Raw genomic sequence first — 23,663 nt, 5'->3', positions numbered from 1 at the left:
TCTAGGTCACGTGCCCCAGAGGCCGGAAGGTGGCGCGGGGGAGAGCCTCGCCGTCTGGTCCGTCGTGACCGGCGCGCCACCGATGAACTTCGTCAGCCCCGTGCCGTGCTCGACCCGCCCTGGGAACGGATCGCCTGCGGTGGCCCGCGTGAGCTGCTGCATCGGCAACCCGGTGTGCGAGGCGAAGATCACGAAGTTGCCGAACCGGCGGCCCCGGAACACGCCTGGTTCGGCGAGCACGCAGACGTGCTCGAACACCGCCCGCACGGTCGCGCACTGGGAGCGGGCGAACTGCAGGCCGTTGCCGTCGCCGATGTTCGCCGCGTAGATCCCGTCCTCGGCGAGCGCCGCGGACGCCTGCCGCACGTACTCGACCGACGTCAGGTGCGCCGGCGTGCGGGCGCCGGCGAAGCAGTCGCTCACGATCAGGTCGAACGAGCCGGGCCGAACCTTCACGAGCACGGCCCGCGCGTCACCCGTGGTGATCTTCACGCGGGGCGGCGGCGGGAGCTCGCGGCGGACGAACGCGATCAGGCCCGCGTCGATCTCGGCCACCTGCTGAGACGCACGGGGCAGCAGATCCGCCACGTAGCGCGCTAGCGTGAGAGCGCCACCACCGAGGTGCAGCACACGCGAGGGCGCGGTGAGGTCGACGATGTGACCCAGTCTGCGGACGTACTCGAACTCGAGGTAGGTCGGGTCGTCCAGGTCCACATGCGACTGTGGGGTTCCGTTGACCCGCAACGTCCACGAGTTCCGTCCGCCGAGATCGGGGACCAGCTCGGCAACGCCTGAGTCGATCGACTCGGTGATCGCCTCTGTGTCGGGTCGCTGTCTTCCCACTGCTCTATTGTCTCATCGGGTGTGTCAGTCCAGAGGAGGACCTACGTGCAGGTTATCGCCAACATCCTGATCGCCCTCGTGGCGCTGATTCACCTCTACATCGTGGTGCTGGAGATGTTCCTCTGGACGACACCGCGCGGTCAGAAGGCGTTCGGGCTCACGCCCGAGTTCGCGGAGGCGTCCAAGGCGCTCGCCGCGAACCAGGGCCTCTACAACGGATTCCTCGCCGCCGGCCTGATCTACGCGCTGGTCCGGCAGGACTTCGCCGCGTCCGTGCTCTTCACGGTGTTCGTGATCGTCGCAGGCATCTACGGCACGTTCACGGCGAGCCGGAAGATCTTCTTCGTGCAGGTGGTGCCTGGCGGCTTGGCGCTGCTCTTCGTGCTGCTGGCCGGGTAACGGGTCGTTCCCACGGCCCCTTGTCGGGGTCGTAGCCGATGTAGAGGTCGCCCTCGATCCGGTTCCGCTTCGGCGGTTCGGGCTTCGCGCGCTTCACGGTCTTCGTCCTGGGCTCGGGCTCGGGTTCCGAAGGCTCTGCAGGCTCGGCGGGGGCGACCTCCTGGCGCACGGCGACGAGCGCGGCCAGCGCAGTAGTCACCGGGATCGCCGCGACCAGACCGATGCTGCCGACCAGCGTGCGCACGATCTCCTGCGCGATCTGCTGCGCGGACAGGATCTCGCCCAACGACCGTCCCGCCAGCGAGATCGCGAGCAGCAACGGCAGCGCCGCGCCCGCGTACGCCATGACGAGTGTGTTGACCACCGACGACATGTGGTCGCGCCCGATCCGCGAACCCGCCGCGAACAGCTCGCGCCACGACAGCTTGTCGTTGGCGCGGCGCAGCTCCCACACCGCGCTGGTCTGCGTGACCGTGACGTCGTCGAGCACACCCAACGCACCGATGAGCGTGCCCGCGAGCAGCAGGCCGCGCGTGTCGATGTCGGTGCCGAGCACGGTGACGAGGTTGATCGTGTCCTCGTCGAGGCCGGTCAGCTTGGACAGTGCGGAGAACAGCGCGCCGAGCACACCGATCAGCGCGAGGCTGACCAACGTGCCGAGCACCGCTGTCGATGTTCGCGCGCTGATCCCGTGCGTCAGGTACAGCACCACGAACATGATCAGTCCGGCGCCGACGACCGCCACCACCAGCGGGTTCTCGCCCGCCAGGATCGACGGCATGATGAACAGCACCAGCACCGCGAAGCTCAGCAGCAACGCGCCCAGCGCCGCGAGACCCTGCCATCGGCCGAGCAGGAGCACCGCCCCCGCGAACAGCACGGCGAGCACGACGAGCGACCAGCCGCGCTGGTAGTCGACGATCTGGTACGACTCGGGTGCCTGCGGCTGACTGCCCGAATAGGACAGAACGACCTCGTCGCCGATCTGGAAGTGGGGCGCTCCCGGCCCGTGCGGGCTGGGGATCGTGATGCTCTGGCCGCTCGCGTCGCCGTCCGTCATCCGCACGGTCACCGCGATGCACTTCTCGCCGCAGTTCTCCTGCATGCCGGTGACGACCGCGGCGACCGGCTTCTGGTGCAGCCCGACGGCCGCGCCGGTCTTCTGCTCGTGCCCGAACGGGTAGAGCAGCGCCGCGCCGACGAGCGTGGCCAGTGCCAGTGGCACCAGCAGCCACATCAGCAACGTGCGCACGCGCTGCGACGCCGGTTCCTCGTTCAGCGCATGGCTGTGCCCGTGACCGTGACCCACGTGAGACATCCTGCCTGAACGGGTGACAGCCGGCCTCCTTGACCGCCGTTCGAACATGTGTTCGAATCGATGATGTGCGATGGGACGGACAGAAACTCGAGGCAGAGCCGCAGCAGGCACTACCGGGGCTACCGGGACTGGTGCGCAGCGTACGAACTCCTGAGTTCGCGGACGTGGTGTTCCACGAGGTCCGCGCCAAATCCGTGCTCAACGGAGTGCCGGGGTCGTCGTTGCCCTTCTCGTGGACGGTGAACCCGTATCGCGGCTGCTCACACGCCTGCACCTACTGCCTGGCGGGCGACACCCCGATCCTGATGGCCAACGGGCGCACCAAGCCGTTGTCGTCGTTGCGGGTCGGCGACCAGATCTACGGCACCGAGCTCGTCGGCAACTACCGGCGCTACAAGCTCACGACAGTCCTCGCGCACTGGGAGACGCGCAAGGTCGCGTACCGCCTGACGCTGGAGGACGGCACCTCTGTGGTCGCCTCCGGTGACCACCGCTTCCTGACCGACCGCGGCTGGAAGCACGTGACGGGTGAGACGGCGGGCACGGGCCGCCGTCCGCACCTCACGACCGGCAACAAGCTGATGGGCACGGGGGCTTTCGTCGAGCAGCCCACCGTGACCGACGACTACCGCCGCGGTTACCTGCGCGGCATGGTCGACGACGAGAACGAGTTCCGGATCCCCTTGGCCGACATAGAGGCCATGGACCGCACACAGGAGTATCTCGACTACTTCGGTGTGCGAGAGGGGAGGGGATTTCTGCACCAAGTGCGCGAGCTCGCGCACTGGCAGATAGCCCCGAACCCGGACTGGCTCAAGGGATTCCTGGCCGGCGCGTTCGACTACCTCGGGACCTGCTCGCGCAGCATCCTGCGCATGTCGACGCGCAACGCCACCGTTCTCGAAGCGATCTGCTTGGCACTGAAGCACTTCCACTTCGACTTCGCGATCGAGGAGCTCCGCCGCCGTCGTGGCGTGCGGGTCGTGCGACTGCGTGGCGGGCTGCGCGAGAACCTCCGCTTCTTCCACACCGTCGACCCGGCGATCACACGCAAACGCGACATCGACGGCGTGGCGATCAAGTCGCAGCAGCCGCTCGGTGTGGTGTCCGTGGAGCCTTTGGACGAGATGACGTTGTACGACATCACGACCGGAACCGGCGACTTCATCGCGAACGGTGTGGTGTCGCACAACTGCTTCGCCCGCAAGACACACTCCTATTTGGACCTCGACACGGGACACGACTTCGACAGCCAGCTGATCGTCAAGGTCAACGCGGGCGAGGTGCTGTCGCGTCAGCTTCGTTCGCCGCGCTGGAAGCAGGAGCACGTTGCTTTGGGCACCAACACCGATCCGTATCAGCGGGCGGAGGGTCGGTACGCCTTGATGCCAGGGATCATCGAGGCCCTGACCGCCTCTCGCACGCCCTTCTCGATCCTGACCAAGGGCACGCTGCTGGCGCGCGATCTGCCGCTGCTCGCCGCGGCGTCGGAGGTAGTGCCGGTCGGCATCGGGGTGTCGCTCGCGTTGATGGACCGCGACCTGCACAAGTCGCTGGAGCCCGGCACGCCGACCCCGGCCGCCCGGCTCGAACTCGTGCGGAAGGTGCGGGAAGCGGGCTTGCCGTGTGGTGTCTTCGTGGCGCCCGTGCTGCCGGAGCTGACGGATTCCGTCGAGCAGCTGGACTTCCTGCTCGAACAGATCGCGGCGGCCGGTGCCACCGGCGTGACGGTGCTGCCGCTGCACCTGCGTCCTGGTGCCAAGGAGTGGTTCGCGGCGTGGTTGCGCCGTGAGCACCCGGATCTCGTTGAGACGTACCGGTATCTGTACGGTTCCGGGTCCTATGTGGACAAGAGGTATCGCGCTCGCCTGACGGCGCGCGTGGTTCCGTTGATCGAGAAGCACGGCCTGGCGCCGCGCGGCCGTTCCACCGACGCCGTCACCGGTGTGCCCGGCGACGACGACGGCGTGTGGCCGGACGGCAGCCTGCCCAGCGGTGTGCCGGCTCAGCGCGTCGACCAGGAACAGCTCACCCTGCTGTGATCCGGTCGAGCTCCGGCTCGCTGAAGTGGAGGACCTCGTAGACACCCTCTTCCCCGGGGTGTTCCTCCCACAGTTCGAAGCGCACGACCTCCCACGTGCGCGGATCCACGCCCACGGCCGCGGAGTGCAGGCCGGGTGTCTTCTTCAGCTCGATCTCGTTCACGACATCCATCGGGTTCGCTTCCGGTGCGAGCCGCGTGATGGTGCGCGTCGCGTAGTTCGCCTTCGTGGCATCGCCCCTCATGAACGCGACACCGGGCCAGTGCTGGACGACGGGTCGCCCGAAGTCGGCGAGAATCCCTTGGAAACCGCCGCCGCGGTAGAGGAACTCCGCCATGCCGGCCGTCGTGTTCCAGATGTAGAACGGCGCGTACTGCGTGCCACGGATCAGGTATGCCTTGAAGCCGAGGCCTTCGCGGTCGTCGAGAGCGTGGCCACGTGTGCGGACCCGCTCGCGGATGATCCCCATGTCGTAGTTGGGCGGCAGGGTGATCTCGTACTGCATTGCGATCATGCTCTAGTTGTACCTAGGCCCAGCCTTCCTGGACCATCGTCTGGAACTTCCACTCGTCGCCGACCTTCACGAGCAGATCGCCGTAGCGCACGGTGTAGCCGTTGATCGTTCCGTCGGTGATCACGAACGCCAGGTTGTCGTTGATGAAGTGCGGTGTCCTGGTGGACTCCATCTGCACGTCGCTGCCTAGTTGCGCACTCATCTCCGCGATGAACTTCTCACGGTCCCACGACGTCGCCGAGCCGTCGGTGACCGTATTGATCGGGAACAGCGCCATGTCGGCCATCTTCTCGACGTCGCCCTTGACCGCGAGCTCGTCCCATTGCGCGAACCACTGCATGACCTCGTCGTACGACATACCGTACATTGTACGGAGCCGGGTGCGCGTCGTCGAGGCGGATTTGCTCGCGCTCTGTCAGGCGGGCAGGATGCCGACGATCGCCGTGGCGTCTTCGCTGGTCACGACGGTGGCGGTGAGGCCGGCTTGGGTGAACGCTGCGAGGGCGTCGTGTGCCTGGCGCGTGCTGGTCTCGCTCATCAGGTGGCCGCCCGGCTTCAGCCAGTACGCGGCCTGTTCCGCGACCCTGCGCAGGACGTCGAGGCCATCCGTTCCGCCGTTGAGGGCTACCCGCGCCTCGAAGTCGCGGGCTTCGGGCGGCATGAAGCGGATGTCGTCGGTAGGTACGTACGGCACGTTCGCGACCACCACGTCGATGTGTTTCTGCAACTCTCGCGGCAGTGCATCGAACAGATCGCCTTCGAAGACGTTCGTGAGGTTCTTGCGCGCGCATGCCACGGCCACGGGGTCGATGTCGGCCGCGTAGACGCTGGCTTTCGGCAGTCGTTGCCGCAGGACGGCGCCGATCGCTCCGGATCCGCAGCACATGTCGACGACCGTTCCGGGATTCAGATCGGTCGCGAGGTCGACCAGGAGCTCGGTGCGATGCCGCGGCACGAACACGCCCTTGGTGATCGTGATTCGCTGGCCGCAGAACTCGGCCCAGCCCACGACGTGTTCGAGCGGCAGCCCGCTGACCCGCTGCGCGACCAGCTCTTCGAGGTGCTCGGGGGAGACGGCGGCTTCGTGCAGCAGCGCGGCTTCGTCCTCGGCGAAAACGCAGCCCGCGGCCCTGAGTCGATCAACGGTGCTCATCGCCGTGGACGCTAGCAGCGACCCAGCTCGGGTTCCGAGCCCGGCGACATTTACAAGCAGGCTTGACTGTTTGTTTGTGGCGGGGAACACTCGGCGCCGTGGAGACGAGGCAACGGCAGGCCGACCGCACCCGCGAGACCAAGCGCAAACTGATGGAGGCAACGGTCGAGTGCCTGGTGGAACGCGGCTGGTCGGGCACGACGACGACCGAGGTCGCCGAACGCGCGGGCGTGTCCCGCGGCGCCCAGCTGCACCACTTCAGGACCCGCGGCGAGCTGGTCGCCGCGGCCGTCGAACACGTGGGCGCGGAAAGCGTCGAGCTGCTCAAGCGCCGCGCGGCAATCGCGGACAAGAGCACCCACGCCGTGGTGGAACTGATCGCGGACTTCCACGCCAGCGACCTGTTCACCGCGGCCCTGGAACTGTGGGTCGCGGCCCGCACCGACCCGGAACTGCGCGAGCAGGTCCTGGACCTCCAGGCCCGCCTGGGCCGCGAGGTCTACGCCCTGGCCCTCGAACTCCTCGACGTCGACGACGCCAAGCCGGGCGTGAAGGACGCCGTGCAGGCGACCCTGGACCTGGTCCGCGGCCTGGCCCTCGCCAACCAACTCGCCGACGACGCCAAACGCCGCGCACACGTCGTGCGCTACTGGGCGAGGATGCTGGAGGAGCAGCTGTGATCATCACGGACCTGCTGGCCGATCTCGACGCCGAGTCGCAAGACCTCGACGCCCTCGTGGCGGCCGCCCCGGACTGGTCGCTGCCAACGCCAGCCCAGGGCTGGACGATCGGCCACCAGATCGGCCATCTCATGTGGACGGACAAGGCGGCCGTCCTCGCCATCACCGACCCCGAGGCGTTTCAGGCACAACCGCTCACCGGCGACATCGTGGACCGCACCGCCGCCGAGGCCGCGACCCTCCCGAACCTGCTGGACCTGTGGCGCGACGGCCGCGCGGCGCTGCGCGAACACCTCGCGCGCGCCGAAGGCAAGATCGTGTGGTTCGGCCCGCCGATGAGCCCGGCCTCGATGGCCACCGCCCGGATCATGGAGACCTGGGCGCACGGCCAGGACGTCGCCGACGCGCTCGGCGTGGTGCGCGAGCCCACCGCGCGGATCCGGCACGTGTGCCACCTCGGGGTGCGGACCATGGGGTTCGCGTTCCTGCTCAACGGGTTGGCCGCGCCGGAGGCGGAGGTCCGGGTCGAGCTGACCGGGCCCGGCGGGGAGCTCTGGGCGTGGGGGCCGGAAGGCGCCGAGAACCGGGTTTCCGGGCCGGCACTGGATTTCGCGTGGCTCGTGACGCAGCGGCGGAAGCGGAAGGAGCTCGCGATCGAGGCCACCGGGGAGGTTGCCGAGCAATGGGTGCCGATCGCACAAGCCTTTGCGGGGCCGCCCGGGGGTGGCCGGTGAAGCGGGAATGCGGGCGCAACCGTGCGGGAGGCCCACGATGATCAGGATCGGCAACGCGTCCGGGTTCTATGGCGACCGCCTGTCCGCCATGCGCGAGCAGCTCGAAGGCGGCGACCTGGACGTCCTGACCGGCGACTACCTGGCCGAGCTGACCATGCTGATCCTGGGCCGCGACCGTATGAAGGACTCCCAGCTCGGCTACGCGAAGACGTTCCTGCGCCAGATGGAGGACTGCCTCGCGCTGGCCCTCGACAAGGGCGTCAAGATCGTCGTCAACGCCGGCGGCCTCAACCCGGAAGGACTGGCACGCAAACTCGACCAGGGCGGACTCGGCGCCAAGATCGGTTACGTGACCGGTGACGACCTCAAGGCGCGCTTCCCGGAGGCGTTGACCGCCAACGCCTACCTGGGTGCGTGGGAGATCGCGGAGTGCCTCGACCAAGGGGCCCAAGTCGTGATCACCGGCCGCGTCACAGATGCGAGCCTGGTGGTGGGCCCCAGCGCGGCGCACTTCGGTTGGGCGAAGAACGACTGGGATCGGCTGGCGGGCGCGACGGTAGCCGGCCACGTGCTGGAGTGCGGGGCCCAGGCCACAGGCGGGAACTACTCGTTCTTCACCGAGATCGACGTCACGAAACCGGGTTTTCCGATCGCCGAGATCGACGAGGGCGGCTCGTGCCTGGTCACCAAGCACGACGGCACGGGCGGGGCGGTCACCACGGACACCGTGACGGCCCAGCTGTTGTACGAGATCGGGGCACCGGAGTACCTCGGCCCGGACGTCACCACGCACTTCGACACGATCCGGCTCGAACAGGACGACCGCGGCGTCAGGATCACGGGCACCAAAGGAAGTCCGCCGCCGGACACGCTCAAGGTGTGCCTCAACACGTTGGGCGGCTTCAGGAACTCCACGACGTTCGTCCTCACCGGCCTCGACGTCGAGGCCAAGGCCGAACTCGTCAAACGGCAACTCGAACAAGCAATCGGAAAAGACGGCCTGACGTGGACCCTCGCGCGGACCGACCAGAAGAACGCCAACACCGAAGAGCAGGCCAGCGCGCTGCTGCACGTCACGGTCAAGACCACGGATCCCAAGCGCGCCAAGGGGTTCAGCCGGGCGGCGATCGAGCTGGCGCTGGCGAGCTATCCCGGGTTCCACGTCACGACGCCGCCCAGCGACGGGACGCCGTTCGGGGTGTACAAGGCGGCGTACGTGCATCGCGACGAGGTCAGTGCGAAGGCGGTGTTGTTGTGAAGAGGCCGCTGGGAACGATTGCCGGCGCGCGCAGCGGGGACAAGGGCGGTGACGCGAACCTCGGCGTCTGGGTTCGCACGGAACAGGCCTACGAGTGGCTCAGAAGCTTCCTCACCACCGAGAGGCTCAAGGAGTTGCTGCCGGAGGCGGGCGAGGTCAGCAGGTACGAGTTGCCGAACCTCAAGGCGCTCAACTTCGTGTTGCACGGGCTGCTCGGTGACGGGGTGGCCGGCAGCACGCGGTTCGACCCGCAGGCGAAGGCGCTGGGCGAGTGGTTGCGCAGCAGGGAAGTCGAGATTCCGGAGGAGCTGCTGTGATCACGAAGGATCTGTACGAGCGCAAGGAGCTCAGGCAACTCGTCCGCGACTTCACCCGCAGGGAGATCGTGCCGCACCTCGGCCGGTGGGAGCGGGACGGGGAGGTTCCGCGGGAGCTGCACAAGAAGGCGGCCGAGCTGGACCTGCTGGGGATCGGGTTCGAGCACGGGGATCTGGTCGACTCCGTCGCCCTGACCGAGGAGATCATCCAAAGTGGAGGGTCGTCGGGCTTGATGGCGGCGTTGTTCACGCTCGGCATCGCGATCCCGCACATCTGGCAGAGCGGTAACGAGGACCTGAAGGAGAGGTTCGCGAGGCCCGCCATCCGGGGTGAGAAGATCGGCAGCCTCGCGGTGACCGAACCCGGTGCCGGCTCCGATGTCGCAAGCATCAGGACAACAGCCGTGAGGGACGGCGACTTCTACGTCGTCAGCGGGGAGAAGACGTTCATCACGTCGGGGTGTCGCGCGGACTTCGTCACGACGGCGGTGCGGACGGGCGAACCCGGCTACCAGGGCATCTCGTTGCTGGTGATCGAGGACGGGTTCACGCGGCGCAAGCTCGACAAGATGGGCTGGCACTGCAGCGACACCGCGGAGCTGCACTTCGACAACGTCCGCGTGCCCGCGAAGAACCTGGTGGGCGAGGAGAACCAGGGGTTCGCGCAGATCATGCGGCAGTTCCAGGTCGAGCGGATCACGATGGCCGTGGAGGCGTACGCGACGGCCCAGCGGGCGCTGGACCTCACCGCGGAATGGACGAGGAACCGCGAGACGTTCGGCAAGCCGCTGATCAAGAACCAGGTGGTGAGCCACCGGCTCGCCGGGATGGCGCAGAAGATCGACGTGGCGCGGACCTACGTCAGGGAGGTGGCGGCGCGTGTCAACCGCGGTGAGGACTGCGTCACCGAGGTCTGCTTCGCCAAGAACGCGGCTGTCGAGACCTGTGACGAGGTTGTGGACGCGGCGGTGCAGTTGCACGGTGGCATGGGGTACATGCGCGAGTCCGAAGTGGAGCGTCACTACCGGGACGCCCGCATCCTCGGCATCGGGGGCGGGGCCAGTGAAGTGATGACCGAGCTCGCGGCACGACGATTGGGGTTCGCCTGATGGGCAACAGGGAGGCGCTGCTCGCGAAGATCGCGGAGCTGGACGCCGAGCACGCCAAAGCGCTCGCGGGCGGTGGGCCGAAGTACGTCGAGCGGCACCACAGGCGGGGCAAACTCCTGGCACGGGAACGGGTCGAGCTCCTCATCGACTCCGACAGCCCGTTCCTGGAGCTGTCGCCGCTCGCCGCGTGGGGCACGGACTTCCCGGTCGGGGCCAGTGTCGTCACCGGGATCGGGCGGGTCGAAGGCGTCGAGTGCGTGATCGTCGCGAACGACCCGACGGTCCGCGGCGGCGCGAGCAACCCGTACACGTTGCGCAAAAGCCTCCGGGCCAACGACATCGCGCTGCAGAACCGGCTGCCGCTGATCAGCCTCGTCGAGTCGGGCGGCGCCGATCTGCCCACGCAGAGCGAGATCTTCATTCCCGGCGGGCGGGCGTTCCGCGATCTGACGCGACTCTCGGCGGCGGGCATCCCGACGATCACCGCGGTGTTCGGCAACGCGACAGCCGGCGGTGCGTACGTGCCGGGCATGTCGGACTACGTGATCATGGTCAAGGACCGGTCGAAGGTCTTCTTGGGCGGCCCGCCGCTGGTCAAGATGGCGACCGGGGAGGAAGCCGACGACGAGAGCCTGGGTGGCGCGACCATGCACGGCACGACGTCCGGCCTCGCCGACTTCGTGGCGGAGGACGAGACCGACGCGATCCGGCTGGCCCGCAGGGTCGTCGCCAGGCTGAACTGGCGCAAACTCGGCCCGGAGCCGCACGAAGTCGAGGAGCCGCTGTTCGACGCCGACAGCATCCTCGACATCGTCTCCGAGGACCAGCGCGTGCCGTTCGACCCCCGGGACGTCATCGCACGGCTCGTCGACGGGTCGAGGTTCGACGAGTTCAAACCCTTGTACGGCGACAGTCTCGTCACCGGCTGGGCCAGAATCCACGGCTATCCGGTCGGCATCCTCGCCAACGCGCGCGGCGTGTTGTTCAGCGAGGAGTCGCAGAAGGCCACGCAGTTCCTCCAGCTCGCGAACCAGAGCGACACTCCGCTGGTCTTCCTGCAGAACACCACCGGCTACATGGTCGGCGCGCAGTACGAGCAGGGAGGCATCGTCAAGCACGGCTCGATGATGATCAACGCGGTGTCCAACAGCAGGGTGCCGCACCTGACGATCACGATGGGCGCGAGCTACGGCGCCGGCAACTACGGCATGTGCGGCAGGGCCTACGACCCGAGGTTCCTGTTCACCTGGCCCAACGCCAAGTCGGCCGTGATGGGGCCCGCGCAGCTCGCGGGCGTGCTGTCGATCGTCGGACGGCAGGCCGCCGCGGCGAAGGGGCAGGAGTACAACGAGGAGCACGACGCCGCCATGCGCAAGATGGTCGAGGCGCAGATCGAGGAGCAGTCGCTGGCGCCGTTCCTGTCCGGGAAGCTCTACGACGACGGCGTGATCGACCCTCGCGACACCAGGACCGTGCTCGCGATCTGCCTCTCCGCTGTCCACAGTGGACCGATCAGGGGCGCCGACGGCTTCGGCGTCTTCCGGATGTGAGACCAGTGATCAAGACTCTCCTGATCGCCAACCGCGGCGAGATCGCCCGCCGGATCATCCGCACCTGCAGGACACTCGGCATCCGCACCGTCGCGGTGTTCTCCGACCCGGACGCCGACGCGCCGTACGTCCGGGAAGCCGACTTCGCGGTGCGGTTGCCCGGCGCGTCACCGACCGACACCTACCTCCGCGCCGACCTGATCGTCGAGGCGGCGGCCAGGGCCGGAGCCGACGCCGTCCACCCCGGCTACGGCTTTCTCAGCGAGAACGCCGGCTTCGCCAGGAAGGTCCAGGCGGCAGGTCTCACGTGGGTCGGCCCGGAACCGGACTCCATCGAGGCCATGGGCTCCAAGGTCGCCGCCAAGAAGCGGATGGCGGCCGCGGGTGTGCCGACGCTGCCCGAGCTCGACCCCGAGACCGTCACCGAGTTCCCGGTGCTGATCAAGGCATCGGCGGGCGGCGGTGGCCGCGGCATGCGGATCGTCCGCGAGAAGTCCGAGTTCGCGGACGCACTGGCCGGCGCGCGCCGGGAAGCCGAGTCGGCGTTCGGCGACCCGACGGTGTTCTGCGAGCCGCTGCTGGAGACCGCACGGCATGTCGAGGTGCAGATCCTCGCGGACTCGCACGGAACGGTGTGGGCGCTCGGCGAACGTGAGTGCTCGATCCAGCGCCGGCACCAGAAGATCGTCGAGGAGTCACCGAGTCCGGCGGTGACCGGCGAGATCCGCAAGCGCTTGTTCGCCGCCGCGACGGCGGCGGCGCAGTCGATCGGGTACGTCGGCGCGGGCACCGTCGAGTTCATGCTGAAGGGCGAGGACTTCCACTTCCTGGAGGTCAACACGCGACTGCAGGTCGAGCACCCCGTCACCGAGCTGGTGCACGGCGTCGACCTCGTCGAATGGCAGCTGCGGATCGCCGAGGGCGCCGAACTCCCCGACACGCCGCCGCAACCGCAGGGGCACGCCATCGAGGTCCGCCTCTACGCCGAGGACCCCGACCACGACTGGCGCCCGGCGAGCGGCACGCTGCACCGGTTCCACGTGCCCGGCGACATCAGGCTCGACAGCGGGGTCGAGGACGGGTCGGAGATCTCGGTCCACTACGACCCCATGCTGGCCAAGGTGATCGCGTACGCGCCGACGCGCGAAGCCGCGGCCCGCAAGCTCGCCACGGCACTGGCGAACGCGCGGATCCACGGCCTCGTCACGAACCGTCGGCTGCTCGTCGACATCCTCGAGAACGACGCGTTTCTCGACGGCGACACGCATACCGGGTTCCTCACCGAGCACGACTTCACCCGAACCGTCGACCCGCAACCGTTTGCGCTCGCGGCAGCGCTCACCCAGGCCGCCACCAGGAAGGTCGGGCACCTGCCGCTCGGCTGGCGCAACGTCCGCTCGCAGCAGCCGAAAGCCAAGTTCCTCCACGGGGACACCGAGATCGAGGTCGAGTACGACCCGAAGCAGGCCACGCCCGACGTGGTCACGCTGGACCTCGACGGCGTGCGCACACCGTTCCACGTGGCGCGGTACGGCGATCTGGTCGAGGTCGACTCACCGCGCGGCTCGGTCAGCCTCAGGGTCGTGCCGCGCTTCCCCGAACCGGAGACCAAGCTCGCAGCCGGTGCGACCATCGCCCCGATGCCCGGCACGGTCGTCCGCGTCTCGGTACAACCGGGCGACCAGGTCGAAGCCGGAGCCGAACTCCTGGTGCTGGAAGCCATGAAGATGGAACACCGCGTGCTCGCGACCACCGCGGGCACCGTCACCGAACTCCTCGTCGGGCAAGCACAGCAAGTGAATGCCGGAGACGTCCTGGTCGTGGTAGCCGAAAAGAGTGGAGACGAATCGTGAGCTTCGTCGAGTCCGATGAGCGGATCGCGCTGCGCAAGGCCGTGTCCGAGCTGGGCGCCAAGTACGGCAACGAGTACTTCGTCGCCAAGGCCAAAGCAGGCGAGAAGACCACCGAGCTGTGGGAAGAGGCGGGCAAGCTCGGCTACCTCGGCGTCGCCGTGCCGGAGGAGTACGGCGGAGGTGGCGGCGGCATCGGCGACCTCGCGGCGGTGTGCGAGGAGCTGGCCGCGGCCGGATGTCCGTTGCTGCTCATGGTGGTGTCACCGGCGATCTGCGCCACGGTGATCGCCAGGTTCGGCACGGAAGAACAGAAGTCCAAGTGGCTGCCCGGTTTCGCGGACGGCACGCTGAAGATGGCGTTCGCGATCACCGAACCCGACGCCGGCTCCAACTCGCACCGGCTCAAGACGCACGTCCGCCGCGACGGCGACGAGTGGATCCTCAAGGGCACCAAGACGTTCATCTCCGGCATCGACGAGGTCGACGCCGTGCTCGTGGTCGCGATCCAGAAGACCGGCCCGGTGCTCGTGGTCGTCCCGACGAACGCCGAGGGCTTCACCTGGCACCAGATCGAGATGGACCTCGTCGCGCCGGAGAAGCAGTTCACGCTGTTCTTCGACGACGTGCGGCTGCCCTCGGACGCCGTCGTGGGCTCGCCGGACCAGGGGCTGCTGCAGGTCTTCGCGGGCCTCAACCCCGAGCGGATCATGGGCGCGAGCATGGCGACGGGCTCGGCGCGTCTCGCGATCAGCAAAGCCGTCACCTACGCCCGGCAGCGGCAGGTGTGGGACAACCCGATCGGCTCGCACCAGGGTCTCGCGCACCCGCTCGCGAAGATCCACATCGAGATCGAGCTGGCCAGACTGATGACGCAGAAGGCCGCCGCGCTCTACGACTCCGGCCGCGACAAGCCTGTGTCCGAAAAAGAGGCAGGTGAGGCTGCGAACATGGCCAAGTACGCGGCGGGCGAGGCCGTCGCGGCCGCCGTCGACCAGGCGATCCAGACCCACGGCGGCAACGGGCTGACGTCGGAGTTCGGCCTGGCGTCGATGCTCGGCATGTCCCGGTTGTCCCGGATCGCGCCCGTCAGCAGGGAGATGGTCCTCAACTTCGTCGCGCAAAACAGCCTGAAACTCCCTCGCTCGTACTGAGAGACTGCCCGGCATGGGGACTTTCAGCACGTACGACGGCACCAAGCTCGCCTACCACGGCCCGGCAGGGGACGACCCGCTCGTCTGCCTGCCGGGCGGGCCGATGCAGGCGTCGTCCTATCTCGCCGGCCTGCCGCTGGAGGACGCGATCAGGCTCGACCTGCGCGGCACCGGCGAGTCGGGGGAGGCACCCGCGGAGACCTACCGGGCGGACCGGCAGGTCGACGACGTGGAAGCGCTCCGGCAGCAGCTCGGCCTGGACGCGATGAGGCTGCTCGGCCACTCCGCCGGCGCCACCCTCGCACTCCTGTACGCGACGCGCCACCCGAACCGCGTCAAGGAACTCGTGCTCGTCGCACCGAGCCCGCGCCCGGTCGGCATCGACGTCACCGACCTCGACCGCAGGGAGATCGCCCTGCGACGCGACGAAGAACCCTGGTTCGCCGAGGCCATCAAGGGCTTCGAGGAGATCTGGGCGGGCAACATGACGCCGGAGGCGTTCGCGAAGATCGCGCCGTTCTGGCACGGTCGCTGGGACGACGCCGCGCGAGCGCTCGACGACCATCCGCGCAACGCCGAGGCCGCGCAGCAGTTCTACGCCGACGGCGCGTTCGATCCCGAGCAGGTCCGAGCGCAGCTCAAAACCCTCGACGCGCCAACGCTTCTGCTGGCCGGTGAGGTCGACGTCGCGCTACCGCCCCGGTGCGCACAGGAGTACGCCGAGCTCTTCCCGGGCGCACGGTTCGTCGTCCAACCGGGAGCGGGTCACTTCCCCTGGCTCGACGACCCCGAGGCGTTCGCCGCCACCGTCCAGCGCATCCCGTAGAGACCGGGCCCGAAGTCGAGCGCGGCGGCGTGCGCGTAGCCCCACGAGTCCACCGGGGCCGGACGGGCGCCGCCGAACATTTCCGTCCCGGCAGGGCCGGACGCGAATTGCTCGCACGAGGCAGGCAGGTGCTCGGCCGGGAATTTGATCTCCAGCACGTAGTCGTGCACCCGTTCGGCGAAGCGGCGGAAATGCGTGTGCTCCACCGTCGGATGTGGATAGATCAATTCGTACTCGATCGCGATCGAGTCGCCGGGCGAGATCGGCTCGTCGAACAACAACTCCGCCACGAGCACACCGTTCGTCCGCTCCCTGGCGACGCGGCCGACCCGGCACGAGCGGATCGCGGTCAGCGCCGGTTGGCACGAACCCGTTTCCTGGCACAGGATCCAGCGGTCCACGCCCGCCGACGTCACCTGCATGACCTGACGTGACCGGACGGCGCGCACCCCGCCGCAGGGCGCGACCTCCACCCGGTCGTGCTGGGCGGTCAGCGTCAGCCCGGAGCCGTCCCAGGGTGCGCGGGCCGACAGCTCCCGCCTGCGCGAACGGCCACGCGGCCGCGGTGGGCCCAGCAACCGCGACAGCGCCGCTTCCGGCAGCCCGAGCACGTCCTCCAACTGGGCGAGCGCCATCAGCGACTCCGGCCGCTCGGGTCTGCGTCGGCCCGACTGCCAGTAACTCAGCGCCGTCACGCTGATCGGCGCGCCACGCACTTTCAGGCGGTGCTGCAGCCGTTCCAGACTGAGACCCCGCACCTGGATCGCGACCCGCAACGCTTCCGCGAACGGGCCCGTCACCAACAGGTCGGCGAGCTCCTCGCGCGGTGGGTAAATCGTCAGCATCACCCCTCCGTTTCCCGGGGTCAAGCTCGGAAGGCTATCGGCAGCAAAGGGAACGCGGTACAGCCGATCGGCGGTTTTGCCCCGGTTCGAAACCCGGAAAGTTCAGATCTCGAGCCTATTACGCCGCCATAGTCTCGATTGGGTTCTGATCACCCCTGCGACGAACAGGACGACAGAATGCGCAAGACAGCAACCCTGCTCGGCTCGGCGGTCATGATCGCCGCCTTCGCCGCACCCGCCACCGCCGCCGTCGGTGAGATCCGTACCTTCGAGGGTGCGAACAACATCCCCGGCAGCTTCGTGGTGAAGCTGAAGGACGACCGCGTCACAGCGAGTGCCATGACTCTCGGTGCCCGGTTCGGCGGTCAGATCGGGTACGTGTACGACACGGTGTTCAAGGGCTTCTCAGTCAAGATGAGCGACGCGCAGGCCCGCAGACTCGCTGCCGACCCGTCGGTCGAGTACGTGGAACGCGACCAGATCCTCAGCATCCAGGCCACGCAGACGAACCCGCCGTCGTGGGGACTCGACCGGATCGACCAGCGCAACCTGCCGCTCGACCAGCGCTACACCTACAACACCACCGGTTCCGGCGTGAACGCCTACGTGATCGACACCGGTGTCCGGATCACCCACCAGACGTTCGGCGGCCGCGCCAAGAACGGCTACGACTTCGTCGACAACGACTCCGTCGCGCAGGACGGCAACGGCCACGGCACGCACGTCGCGGGCACCATCGCGGGCTCGCAGTACGGCGTCGCGAAGGCGGCGAACATCATCGCCGTGCGCGTGCTCAACAACCAGGGCTCCGGCACGCTCGCCGGTGTCAACGCGGGCATCAACTGGGTGGCCGCGAACCACGTCAAGCCCGCGGTGGCGAACATGTCGCTCGGTGGCAGCGCGAACTCCTCGCTCGACAGCGCCGTCGCCGGCGCGATCACGCGTGGTGTCACGTTCGCGGTGGCGGCGGGCAACTCCAACGCCGACGCCAACACCTTCTCACCGGCCCGCGTGGCGTCCGCGATCACCGTCGGGTCGACCGACCGCAACGACGCGCGCTCGTCGTTCTCCAACTTCGGTGCCGTCGTCGACGTCTTCGCGCCTGGCCGTGACATCACGTCGGCGTGGAACACCAGTGACACGGCCACGAACACCATCTCCGGCACCTCGATGGCGACGCCGCACGTCGCCGGCGTGGTGGCGAGGTACCTGCAGGGCAACCGCAACGTGACGCCCGCACAGGTGGAGGCCGCGATCAAGTCCAACGCCACCAACGGCAAGGTGACCAACCCCGGTGCCGGCACGACGACCAGGCTCCTGTACTGGCCGCCGACCAGCTGACCACCTCCAGATGTGCGGCCCCGGCTCCCTCCGAGCCGGGGCCGTTTTCCCTGCGCAGAAAGGAAGTTCACCAGTGAGAGCCCTGCTGGGAGTCGCCGCCCTGGCGGCAGCGGTCGTGGTCGCGCCTGCGTCCGCGGCCACGTCCTCGTACATCGTGATCATGAAGGACGGCGCGATGTCGTCGTTCAGCGGTGCGGTCGAGCACCGGTACACCAGTGTCTTCAACGGTTTCAGCGCACGGCTGACGGCCGCGCAGCTGAAGAGCGTGAAGGCCGACCCGAACGTGTCCTATGTGGAGCGTGATGGGATCGTCCACGCCAACAGCACGCAGCTCGACCCGCCGTGGGGGCTGGACCGGATCGACCAGCGCGCGTTGCCGTTGGACCGGCAGTACTCCTACACGAGCACCGGCCGCGGCGTGAACATCTACGTGATCGACACCGGCATCCGGGTGACGCACACGGACTTCGGCGGCCGCGCTCGCGACGCCTGGGACGCGGTCGACAACGACCCGATCGCCCAGGACGACAACGGCCACGGCACGCACGTCGCCGGAATCGCCGCGGGCACCAAGTACGGCGTGGCCAAGCGGGCGACGGTGTGGGGCGTGCGGGTGCTGAACGGTTCGGGCAGCGGCACGACCTCCGGGGTGATCGCCGGCGTGGACTGGGTGACGCGCAACGCGGTCAAGCCCGCGGTAGCGAACATGTCGTTGGGCGGCAGTGCTTCCGCGGCGCTGGACGACGCGGTCCGGCGTTCGATCGCGTCCGGTGTCTCGTACACGGTCGCGGCCGGCGGCAGCAACACCGATCCGTCGAACTTCTCGCCCCAGCGGGTTTCCGAGGCGATTTGCGTGGGCGCCTTGACGCAGACCGACACGAAAGCGTCGTCGTCGAATTACGGCCCGCTGGTCGACATCTACGCGCCGGGCGTCAACATTCCGTCCGCCTGGAACACGGGCGACACGGCGACCGCGACGCTGAGCGGAACCTCGATGGCCGCACCGCACGCGGCCGGTGTCGCGGCCAGGTATCTGGAGTTCAACCGTACCGCCACACCCGCGCAGGTCGAGCGCGCATTGGTTACCACGGGCACTCCGGGAACGCCACCCGTCACTCGTATCCTTTATTGGCCGCCCGCTCTGTGAATCGTTAATTGTTACAGTACATGTAGCCGTCCTAATCTTTAGGACACACTTGGCAGCAACCGGATCTCTCCTTAGCGTTCGTGTTGTTCGTTCCCCTGCAAAGAACGGAATGCACCATGACGCGAAAGATCCGGTTCCTGGCCGGTGCCGGCGCGGCGACCCTCGCCATGTCGGTCCTGATGATCCCCTCCGCGTACGCGGCCGAGGGCGAGGTCCTCTCGCTCTCCGCGCCCGAGAAGATCGCGGGCAGCTTCATCGTGAAGCTGAAGGAGGGCAAGTCCAACGCCCACTCCCTGGCTTCGCGGTTCGGCGCGAAGGTGGAGCGCGACTACGCGAGCTTCGGCGGCTTCAACGTGAAGCTCACGGAGAAGCAGGCCAAGCGCCTGGCCGCAGACCCGTCGGTCGAGTTCGTCGAGGCCGACCAGGTCGTGCACGCCGAGGCCACGCAGACGAACCCGCCGTCGTGGGGTCTCGACCGCATCGACCAGCGCAACCTGCCGCTCAACCAGTCGTACGGCTACACCTCGGCCGGGTCGGGCGTGACCGCGTACGTCATCGACACCGGTGTGCGCATCAGCCACTCCACGTTCGGTGGCCGCGCTTCCTACGGCCACGACTTCGTCGACAACGACGACGTCGCCCAGGACGGCAACGGCCACGGCACGCACGTCGCGGGCACCATCGCGGGCTCGCAGTACGGCGTGGCGAAGGCCGCGAAGATCGTCGCCGTCCGCGTGCTCGACAACAACGGCTCCGGGACCCTCGCCGGTGTCGCCGCGGGCATCGACTGGGTCGGTCAGCACGCGGTCAAGCCGGCCGTCGCGAACATGTCGCTCGGCGGCAGCTCCAACGCCACCCTCGACACGGCCACGAAGAACGCCATCGCCAAGGGCGTCACGTTCGCGGTCGCGGCGGGCAACTCCAACGCCAACGCGTCCACCTTCTCCCCGGCACGCGTGGCCGAGGCGATCACGGTCGGCGCCACCACCAACACCGACGCCCGCGCGTCGTACTCCAACTACGGCTCGATCCTGGACATCTTCGCCCCAGGCAGCAACATCACCTCGGCGTGGAACACCAGCGACTCGGCCACCAACACCATCTCGGGCACCTCGATGGCCACCCCGCACGTCGCGGGCGCCGCGGCCCGTTACCTCTCCACCAACCCCGGTGCCACGCCCGCCCAGGTCGCTTCCTACCTGATCGCGCAGTCGACGCCGTCGAAGGTGACGAGCCCCGGTAGCGGCTCGCCGAACCGCCTGCTGTACCTCGCGCCCACCGCGTGAGCTGAGATCTGAGCGAAAGGCCGCGGCTTCGGTCGCGGCCTTTCGCTTCAGAGGACCTTCTGTGCCACCGAGAGCGACACGAGGTAGAGGGCGATCATGAGCGCGGTGCCGATCCACGACCAGTACGCGCGGGGTTCTCGCAGTGCACGGAACCACGTCGCGAACGCAGCCGACAGCCCGATGACGATGGTGCCGACCGTCGCCATCATGAACGGCGCGTAGCACGTACCGGTGCACGCGTTCACGGGCGTGAACCCCAGAACGCCGAGGAACAGCACACCGACGGCCACCACGAACATCACGAGCATGCCGACGAGGGCCAGCGCGATCCGCATGCCGGGCACGCTAGCCAACCGAGATCATCCGCGCGGGAAAAGCCCTGCGTGAAATTCTGTCGGTGCCTCCAGCTAGCCTTGACGGCAAAGCTGACTTCGTCTACAAGGAGCCACCACCGTGTTGCGCACGCACGAGGCCGGATCACTCCGGGCCGAGCACGCCGGGCAGTCCGTCACCCTCACCGGGTGGGTCGCTCGCCGGCGGGATCACGGCGGTGTCATCTTCATCGATCTGCGTGACGCGAGTGGTGTCGCCCAGGTCGTGTTCCGCGAGGGCGAGATGGCCGAGCGGGCGCACAAGCTGCGTGCCGAGTTCGTCATCAAGGTCACCGGTGAGGTGTCCAAGCGGCCGGAGGGCAGCGAGAACCCGGACCTGGCCACCGGTGCCATCGAGGTCTACGTGAGCGAGCTCGAGGTCCTCAACGAGGCCGCGCCGCTGCCGTTCCAGGTCGACGACCACCTGGAGGTCGGCGAGGAGGCCCGTCTCAAGCACCGCTACCTCGACCTGCGCCGTTCCGGCCCGGCCAAGGCCATGCGCCTGCGCAGCGAGGCGAACCGCATCGCCCGCACGGTGCTGCACGCCGAGAACTTCGTCGAGGTCGAGACGCCGACCCTGACCCGCAGCACGCCCGAGGGCGCGCGCGACTTCCTGGTGCCCGCCCGGCTTCGTCCCGGCTCCTGGTACGCGCTGCCGCAGTCGCCGCAGCTGTTCAAGCAGCTGCTGATGGTCGGTGGCCTGGAGCGCTACTACCAGATCGCGCGCTGCTACCGCGACGAGGACTTCCGCGCCGACCGGCAGCCGGAGTTCACCCAGCTCGACATCGAGATGAGCTTCGTCGAGCAGGACGACGTGATCGAGCTGGCCGAGAAGGTCATCAAGGCGCTGTGGAAGGAGCTCGCCGACCACGAGATCGGCACCATCCGCCGCATCCCGTTCGCCGAGGCCATGGCCAAGTACGGCACGGACAAGCCCGACCTTCGCTTCGACCTCGAGCTGACCGAGCTCACCGAGTACTTCAAGGACACGACGTTCCGCGTGTTCCAGGCGCCGTACGTCGGTGCCGTCGTCATGCCCGGTGGTGCCTCGCAGCCGCGCCGCACGCTCGACGGCTGGCAGGAGTGGGCCAAGCAGCGCGGCCACAAGGGTCTCGCGTACGTGCTCATCGGTGAGGACGGCACGCTGGGCGGCCCGGTCGCCAAGAACCTGACCGACGCCGAGCGCGACGGTCTCGCCAAGGCGGTCGGCGCGAACCCCGGCGACTGCATCTTCTTCGCCGCGGGCGATCGCAACGGTGCCCGTGCGCTGCTCGGCGCCGCCCGCAACGAGATCGCGCAACGCGTCGGCCTGATCGACGAGAACGCCTGGTCGTTCGTGTGGGTCGTGGACGCGCCGCTGTTCGAGGCCGTCGAGAACATCGGCGACGACGTGGCGGTCGGCAGCGGCAAGTGGACCGCGCTGCACCACGCGTTCACCTCGCCGACGCCTGAGTGGATCGACCGCTTCGAGGAGGACCCGGGCAACGCGCTCGCGTACGCCTACGACATCGTCTGCAACGGCAACGAGATCGGCGGTGGCTCGATCCGTATCCACCGCGCGGACGTGCAGCAGCGGGTCTTCAACATCATGGGCCTCACCGAGGAGGAGGCGCAGGAGAAGTTCGGCTTCCTGCTCGACGCGTTCAAGTACGGCGCCCCGCCCCACGGCGGCATCGCGTTCGGCTGGGACCGCATCGCCATGCTGATCGGCGGCTACGACTCGATCCGTGAGGTCATCGCCTTCCCGAAGAGCGGCGGCGGCTACGACCCGCTGACGGCGGCTCCGGCGCCGATCACGCCGCAGCAGCGCAAGGAAGCGGGCGTCGACTTCAAGCCGGAGCAGAAGAGCTGATGCTGCGGCTGCGGGTGGTCTGCCCGGCAGACCAGTCCGAAGCCGCGCTGAAGATCCTCCGCGACCACGCGGGCGCCACCCATCTGGTGGTCCTGCGTGGCGCGGCGGTCGACCCCGTCGGCGACCTGATCACCGCCGACGTGGCGCGCGAGGCCGTTGACGAGATCATCGTCGCGCTCTGCGACCTCTCCATCGACCACACCGGCGGCGTCACGATCGAGACGATCGACACCTCGCTGTCCGACGCCGCCGACCGTGCAGAGGAACTCGCTCCCGGCGAGGGCTCGGACGTGATCGTGTGGGAGGAGCTGATCGCGAAGTCGGGCGAGGAGTCCCGGCCGAGTGTCACCTTCCAGGCGTTCCTCACGATCGCCTGCCTGCTGGCGGCGGTCGGTGTCGCGACGGACTCGCCGGTCACGATCGTCGGCGCGATGGTCGTCGGACCGGAGTTCGGTCCGCTGGCCGCCATCGCGGTCGGTCTCGTCGCGAAGCGGTGGGACCTGGTCAAAAGGGCATCGATCGCGCTCGGCGTCGGGTTCCCGCTGGCCATGGTGATCACGTCGGTGCTCACGTGGTTCGGTGAGCTCGGCGGACTGTTCGACAAACAGGCGCTGGTCGACGGCCACCAGGTCGACTTCGTCTACCAGTTCGGACCGTTCTCGCTGATCGTCGCCCTGCTGGCGGGTGCGGCGGGCATGCTGTCGATGACGTCGGCCAAGTCGGCGGCGCTCGTCGGTGTGTTCATCTCGGTCACCACGGTCCCGGCCGCGGGGTACGCGGCACTGGCCGCGGTTCTCGGAGTGTGGGACAGAGTCGGCCCCGCCGTCGCCCAGCTGGGCATCAACTTGATCGGTATTGTCGTCGCCGCCTCGCTCGTTCTGTTGATCCGCAGGCACAGGGCAACGGATGGTGTTTCCACACGTCCACTGTCCAAGGGGTGATCCGGAAACAGCGCGAGCCGTTATCAACGAGTGGTGGTAGTCGCAGCCTGGCCGGATTAGCGTCGGACCGGCTCACGCACATGGGGAGTAGGGTCGGAGGGGATGAGCGTGGAGATCACCGCGGGCCCTCCCG

The 23,663-nt window shown here is 68.2% G+C and carries 21 protein-coding genes and 1 pseudogene; 15 read left to right on the top strand and 7 right to left on the bottom strand.

What is annotated here, in order from left to right:
- Positions 1 to 6 precede the first annotated feature (6 nt).
- Positions 7 to 843, bottom strand: coding sequence for a spermidine synthase (locus tag JOD27_RS42430; protein WP_204768051.1), 837 nt, complete (start codon positions 841 to 843; stop codon positions 7 to 9).
- A gap of 45 nt (positions 844 to 888) precedes the next feature.
- Here JOD27_RS42430 and JOD27_RS42425 point away from each other — a divergent pair, with 45 nt between their 5' ends.
- Positions 889 to 1,242 (top strand): DUF1304 domain-containing protein, encoded by a 354-nt coding sequence (locus tag JOD27_RS42425; protein WP_204768050.1) that lies wholly within the window; start codon positions 889 to 891, stop codon positions 1,240 to 1,242.
- Here the strand turns inward: JOD27_RS42425 and JOD27_RS42420 are convergent.
- The gene (locus tag JOD27_RS42420; protein WP_307830643.1) at positions 1,163 to 2,551 is read right to left on the bottom strand and encodes a YibE/F family protein; all 1,389 of its coding nucleotides are present in this window, start codon (positions 2,549 to 2,551) and stop codon (positions 1,163 to 1,165) included. The genes JOD27_RS42425 and JOD27_RS42420 overlap by 80 nt on opposite strands.
- Positions 2,552 to 2,625: 74 nt before the next feature.
- Here JOD27_RS42420 and JOD27_RS42415 point away from each other — a divergent pair, with 74 nt between their 5' ends.
- Positions 2,626 to 4,602, top strand: a complete 1,977-nt coding sequence (locus JOD27_RS42415) for an intein-containing Rv2578c family radical SAM protein (RefSeq protein WP_204768048.1) — start codon at positions 2,626 to 2,628, stop codon at positions 4,600 to 4,602.
- Here the strand turns inward: JOD27_RS42415 and JOD27_RS42410 are convergent.
- Genes JOD27_RS42410 through JOD27_RS42400 form a run of 3 tightly spaced genes read right to left on the bottom strand, consistent with a single transcriptional unit; the run spans position 4,589 to position 6,269 of the window.
- Positions 4,589 to 5,116 carry a DUF4865 family protein gene (locus JOD27_RS42410; protein WP_204768047.1) on the bottom strand — a complete coding sequence of 176 codons (528 nt, stop codon included), beginning with the start codon at positions 5,114 to 5,116 and terminating at the stop codon, positions 4,589 to 4,591. The genes JOD27_RS42415 and JOD27_RS42410 overlap by 14 nt on opposite strands.
- 13 nt (positions 5,117 to 5,129) lie before the next feature.
- The gene (locus JOD27_RS42405; RefSeq protein ID WP_239571471.1) at positions 5,130 to 5,474 is read right to left on the bottom strand and encodes a nuclear transport factor 2 family protein; all 345 of its coding nucleotides are present in this window, start codon (positions 5,472 to 5,474) and stop codon (positions 5,130 to 5,132) included.
- Between the two features lie 57 nt (positions 5,475 to 5,531).
- Positions 5,532 to 6,269: a putative protein N(5)-glutamine methyltransferase gene (locus tag JOD27_RS42400; protein ID WP_204768045.1), complete on the bottom strand. Its 738-nt coding sequence runs from the start codon at positions 6,267 to 6,269 to the stop codon at positions 5,532 to 5,534.
- Between the two features lie 152 nt (positions 6,270 to 6,421).
- Here JOD27_RS42400 and JOD27_RS42395 point away from each other — a divergent pair, with 152 nt between their 5' ends.
- The 8 genes and pseudogenes from JOD27_RS42395 (at position 6,422) to JOD27_RS42360 (ending at position 15,747) form a co-directional block, all read left to right on the top strand.
- Positions 6,422 to 6,949, top strand: a complete 528-nt coding sequence (locus JOD27_RS42395) for a TetR/AcrR family transcriptional regulator (RefSeq protein WP_204768056.1) — start codon at positions 6,422 to 6,424, stop codon at positions 6,947 to 6,949.
- Positions 6,946 to 7,683, top strand: a complete 738-nt coding sequence (locus JOD27_RS42390; protein WP_307830641.1) for a TIGR03084 family metal-binding protein — start codon at positions 6,946 to 6,948, stop codon at positions 7,681 to 7,683. The genes JOD27_RS42395 and JOD27_RS42390 overlap by 4 nt, the downstream gene beginning before the upstream one ends.
- A gap of 37 nt (positions 7,684 to 7,720) precedes the next feature.
- Positions 7,721 to 9,258, top strand: a pseudogene (locus tag JOD27_RS42385) (acyclic terpene utilization AtuA family protein).
- Complete coding sequence (locus tag JOD27_RS42380; RefSeq protein WP_204768044.1) at positions 9,255 to 10,367, top strand: acyl-CoA dehydrogenase family protein; 1,113 nt, start codon at positions 9,255 to 9,257, stop codon at positions 10,365 to 10,367. Before JOD27_RS42385 ends, JOD27_RS42380 begins: the two are co-directional and overlap by 4 nt.
- Complete coding sequence (locus JOD27_RS42375) at positions 10,367 to 11,917, top strand: acyl-CoA carboxylase subunit beta (protein WP_204768043.1); 1,551 nt, start codon at positions 10,367 to 10,369, stop codon at positions 11,915 to 11,917. Before JOD27_RS42380 ends, JOD27_RS42375 begins: the two co-directional genes overlap by 1 nt.
- Before the next feature lie 5 nt (positions 11,918 to 11,922).
- The gene (locus JOD27_RS42370) at positions 11,923 to 13,770 is read left to right on the top strand and encodes an ATP-binding protein (protein WP_204768042.1); all 1,848 of its coding nucleotides are present in this window, start codon (positions 11,923 to 11,925) and stop codon (positions 13,768 to 13,770) included.
- Positions 13,767 to 14,921 (top strand): acyl-CoA dehydrogenase family protein, encoded by a 1,155-nt coding sequence (locus tag JOD27_RS42365; RefSeq protein ID WP_204768041.1) that lies wholly within the window; start codon positions 13,767 to 13,769, stop codon positions 14,919 to 14,921. Before JOD27_RS42370 ends, JOD27_RS42365 begins: the two co-directional genes overlap by 4 nt.
- 13 nt (positions 14,922 to 14,934) lie before the next feature.
- Positions 14,935 to 15,747 carry an alpha/beta fold hydrolase gene (locus JOD27_RS42360; protein WP_204768040.1) on the top strand — a complete coding sequence of 271 codons (813 nt, stop codon included), beginning with the start codon at positions 14,935 to 14,937 and terminating at the stop codon, positions 15,745 to 15,747.
- On the opposite strand, the gene JOD27_RS42355 is transcribed toward JOD27_RS42360, so the two are convergent.
- A complete protein-coding gene (locus JOD27_RS42355; RefSeq protein ID WP_204768039.1) occupies positions 15,687 to 16,592 on the bottom strand; it encodes a helix-turn-helix domain-containing protein in 906 nt (301 codons plus the stop codon). The two genes, JOD27_RS42360 and JOD27_RS42355, sit on opposite strands and share 61 nt — an antisense overlap.
- Before the next feature lie 177 nt (positions 16,593 to 16,769).
- Between JOD27_RS42355 and JOD27_RS42350 the strand changes: the two genes are divergently transcribed.
- From JOD27_RS42350 to JOD27_RS42340, 3 genes are all read left to right on the top strand, one after another.
- Positions 16,770 to 17,933: a S8 family peptidase gene (locus tag JOD27_RS42350; RefSeq protein ID WP_204768038.1), complete on the top strand. Its 1,164-nt coding sequence runs from the start codon at positions 16,770 to 16,772 to the stop codon at positions 17,931 to 17,933.
- Between the two features lie 73 nt (positions 17,934 to 18,006).
- On the top strand, positions 18,007 to 19,080 hold the full coding sequence (locus JOD27_RS42345) for a S8 family peptidase (protein WP_307830640.1): 1,074 nt from the start codon (positions 18,007 to 18,009) through the stop codon (positions 19,078 to 19,080).
- A gap of 116 nt (positions 19,081 to 19,196) precedes the next feature.
- Positions 19,197 to 20,366, top strand: coding sequence for a S8 family peptidase (locus JOD27_RS42340; RefSeq protein WP_204768036.1), 1,170 nt, complete (start codon positions 19,197 to 19,199; stop codon positions 20,364 to 20,366).
- Between the two features lie 47 nt (positions 20,367 to 20,413).
- Here the strand turns inward: JOD27_RS42340 and JOD27_RS42335 are convergent, their stop codons facing one another.
- On the bottom strand, positions 20,414 to 20,701 hold the full coding sequence (locus tag JOD27_RS42335; protein ID WP_204768035.1) for a hypothetical protein: 288 nt from the start codon (positions 20,699 to 20,701) through the stop codon (positions 20,414 to 20,416).
- Between the two features lie 118 nt (positions 20,702 to 20,819).
- Here JOD27_RS42335 and aspS point away from each other — a divergent pair, with 118 nt between their 5' ends.
- Together aspS and JOD27_RS42325 are read left to right on the top strand one after the other, a co-directional pair.
- Complete coding sequence (gene aspS, locus JOD27_RS42330) at positions 20,820 to 22,589, top strand: aspartate--tRNA ligase (protein WP_204768034.1); 1,770 nt, start codon at positions 20,820 to 20,822, stop codon at positions 22,587 to 22,589.
- Positions 22,589 to 23,530, top strand: coding sequence for a DUF389 domain-containing protein (locus JOD27_RS42325; RefSeq protein ID WP_204768033.1), 942 nt, complete (start codon positions 22,589 to 22,591; stop codon positions 23,528 to 23,530). Before aspS ends, JOD27_RS42325 begins: the two co-directional genes overlap by 1 nt.
- The last annotated feature ends 133 nt before the right edge of the window (positions 23,531 to 23,663 follow it).

Origin of the sequence: Lentzea nigeriaca, from assembly GCF_016907955.1 — a bacterium.
GTDB lineage: Bacteria > Actinomycetota > Actinomycetes > Mycobacteriales > Pseudonocardiaceae > Lentzea > Lentzea nigeriaca.
This window is presented reverse-complemented; position numbering and strand designations above follow the sequence as displayed.

Coding starts and splice junctions, on each gene's coding strand:
- JOD27_RS42410 (WP_204768047.1), bottom strand. CDS start 5,116: ATGATCGCAATGCAGTACGAGATCACCCTGCCGCCCAACTACGACATG.
- JOD27_RS42405 (WP_239571471.1), bottom strand. CDS start 5,474: ATGTCGTACGACGAGGTCATGCAGTGGTTCGCGCAATGGGACGAGCTC.
- JOD27_RS42400 (WP_204768045.1), bottom strand. CDS start 6,269: ATGAGCACCGTTGATCGACTCAGGGCCGCGGGCTGCGTTTTCGCCGAG.
- JOD27_RS42395 (WP_204768056.1), top strand. CDS start 6,422: ATGGAGGCAACGGTCGAGTGCCTGGTGGAACGCGGCTGGTCGGGCACG.
- JOD27_RS42375 (WP_204768043.1), top strand. CDS start 10,367: ATGGGCAACAGGGAGGCGCTGCTCGCGAAGATCGCGGAGCTGGACGCC.
- JOD27_RS42360 (WP_204768040.1), top strand. CDS start 14,935: ATGGGGACTTTCAGCACGTACGACGGCACCAAGCTCGCCTACCACGGC.
- JOD27_RS42355 (WP_204768039.1), bottom strand. CDS start 16,592: ATGCTGACGATTTACCCACCGCGCGAGGAGCTCGCCGACCTGTTGGTG.
- JOD27_RS42350 (WP_204768038.1), top strand. CDS start 16,770: ATGCGCAAGACAGCAACCCTGCTCGGCTCGGCGGTCATGATCGCCGCC.
- JOD27_RS42340 (WP_204768036.1), top strand. CDS start 19,197: ATGACGCGAAAGATCCGGTTCCTGGCCGGTGCCGGCGCGGCGACCCTC.
- JOD27_RS42335 (WP_204768035.1), bottom strand. CDS start 20,701: ATGCGGATCGCGCTGGCCCTCGTCGGCATGCTCGTGATGTTCGTGGTG.
- JOD27_RS42325 (WP_204768033.1), top strand. CDS start 22,589: ATGCTGCGGCTGCGGGTGGTCTGCCCGGCAGACCAGTCCGAAGCCGCG.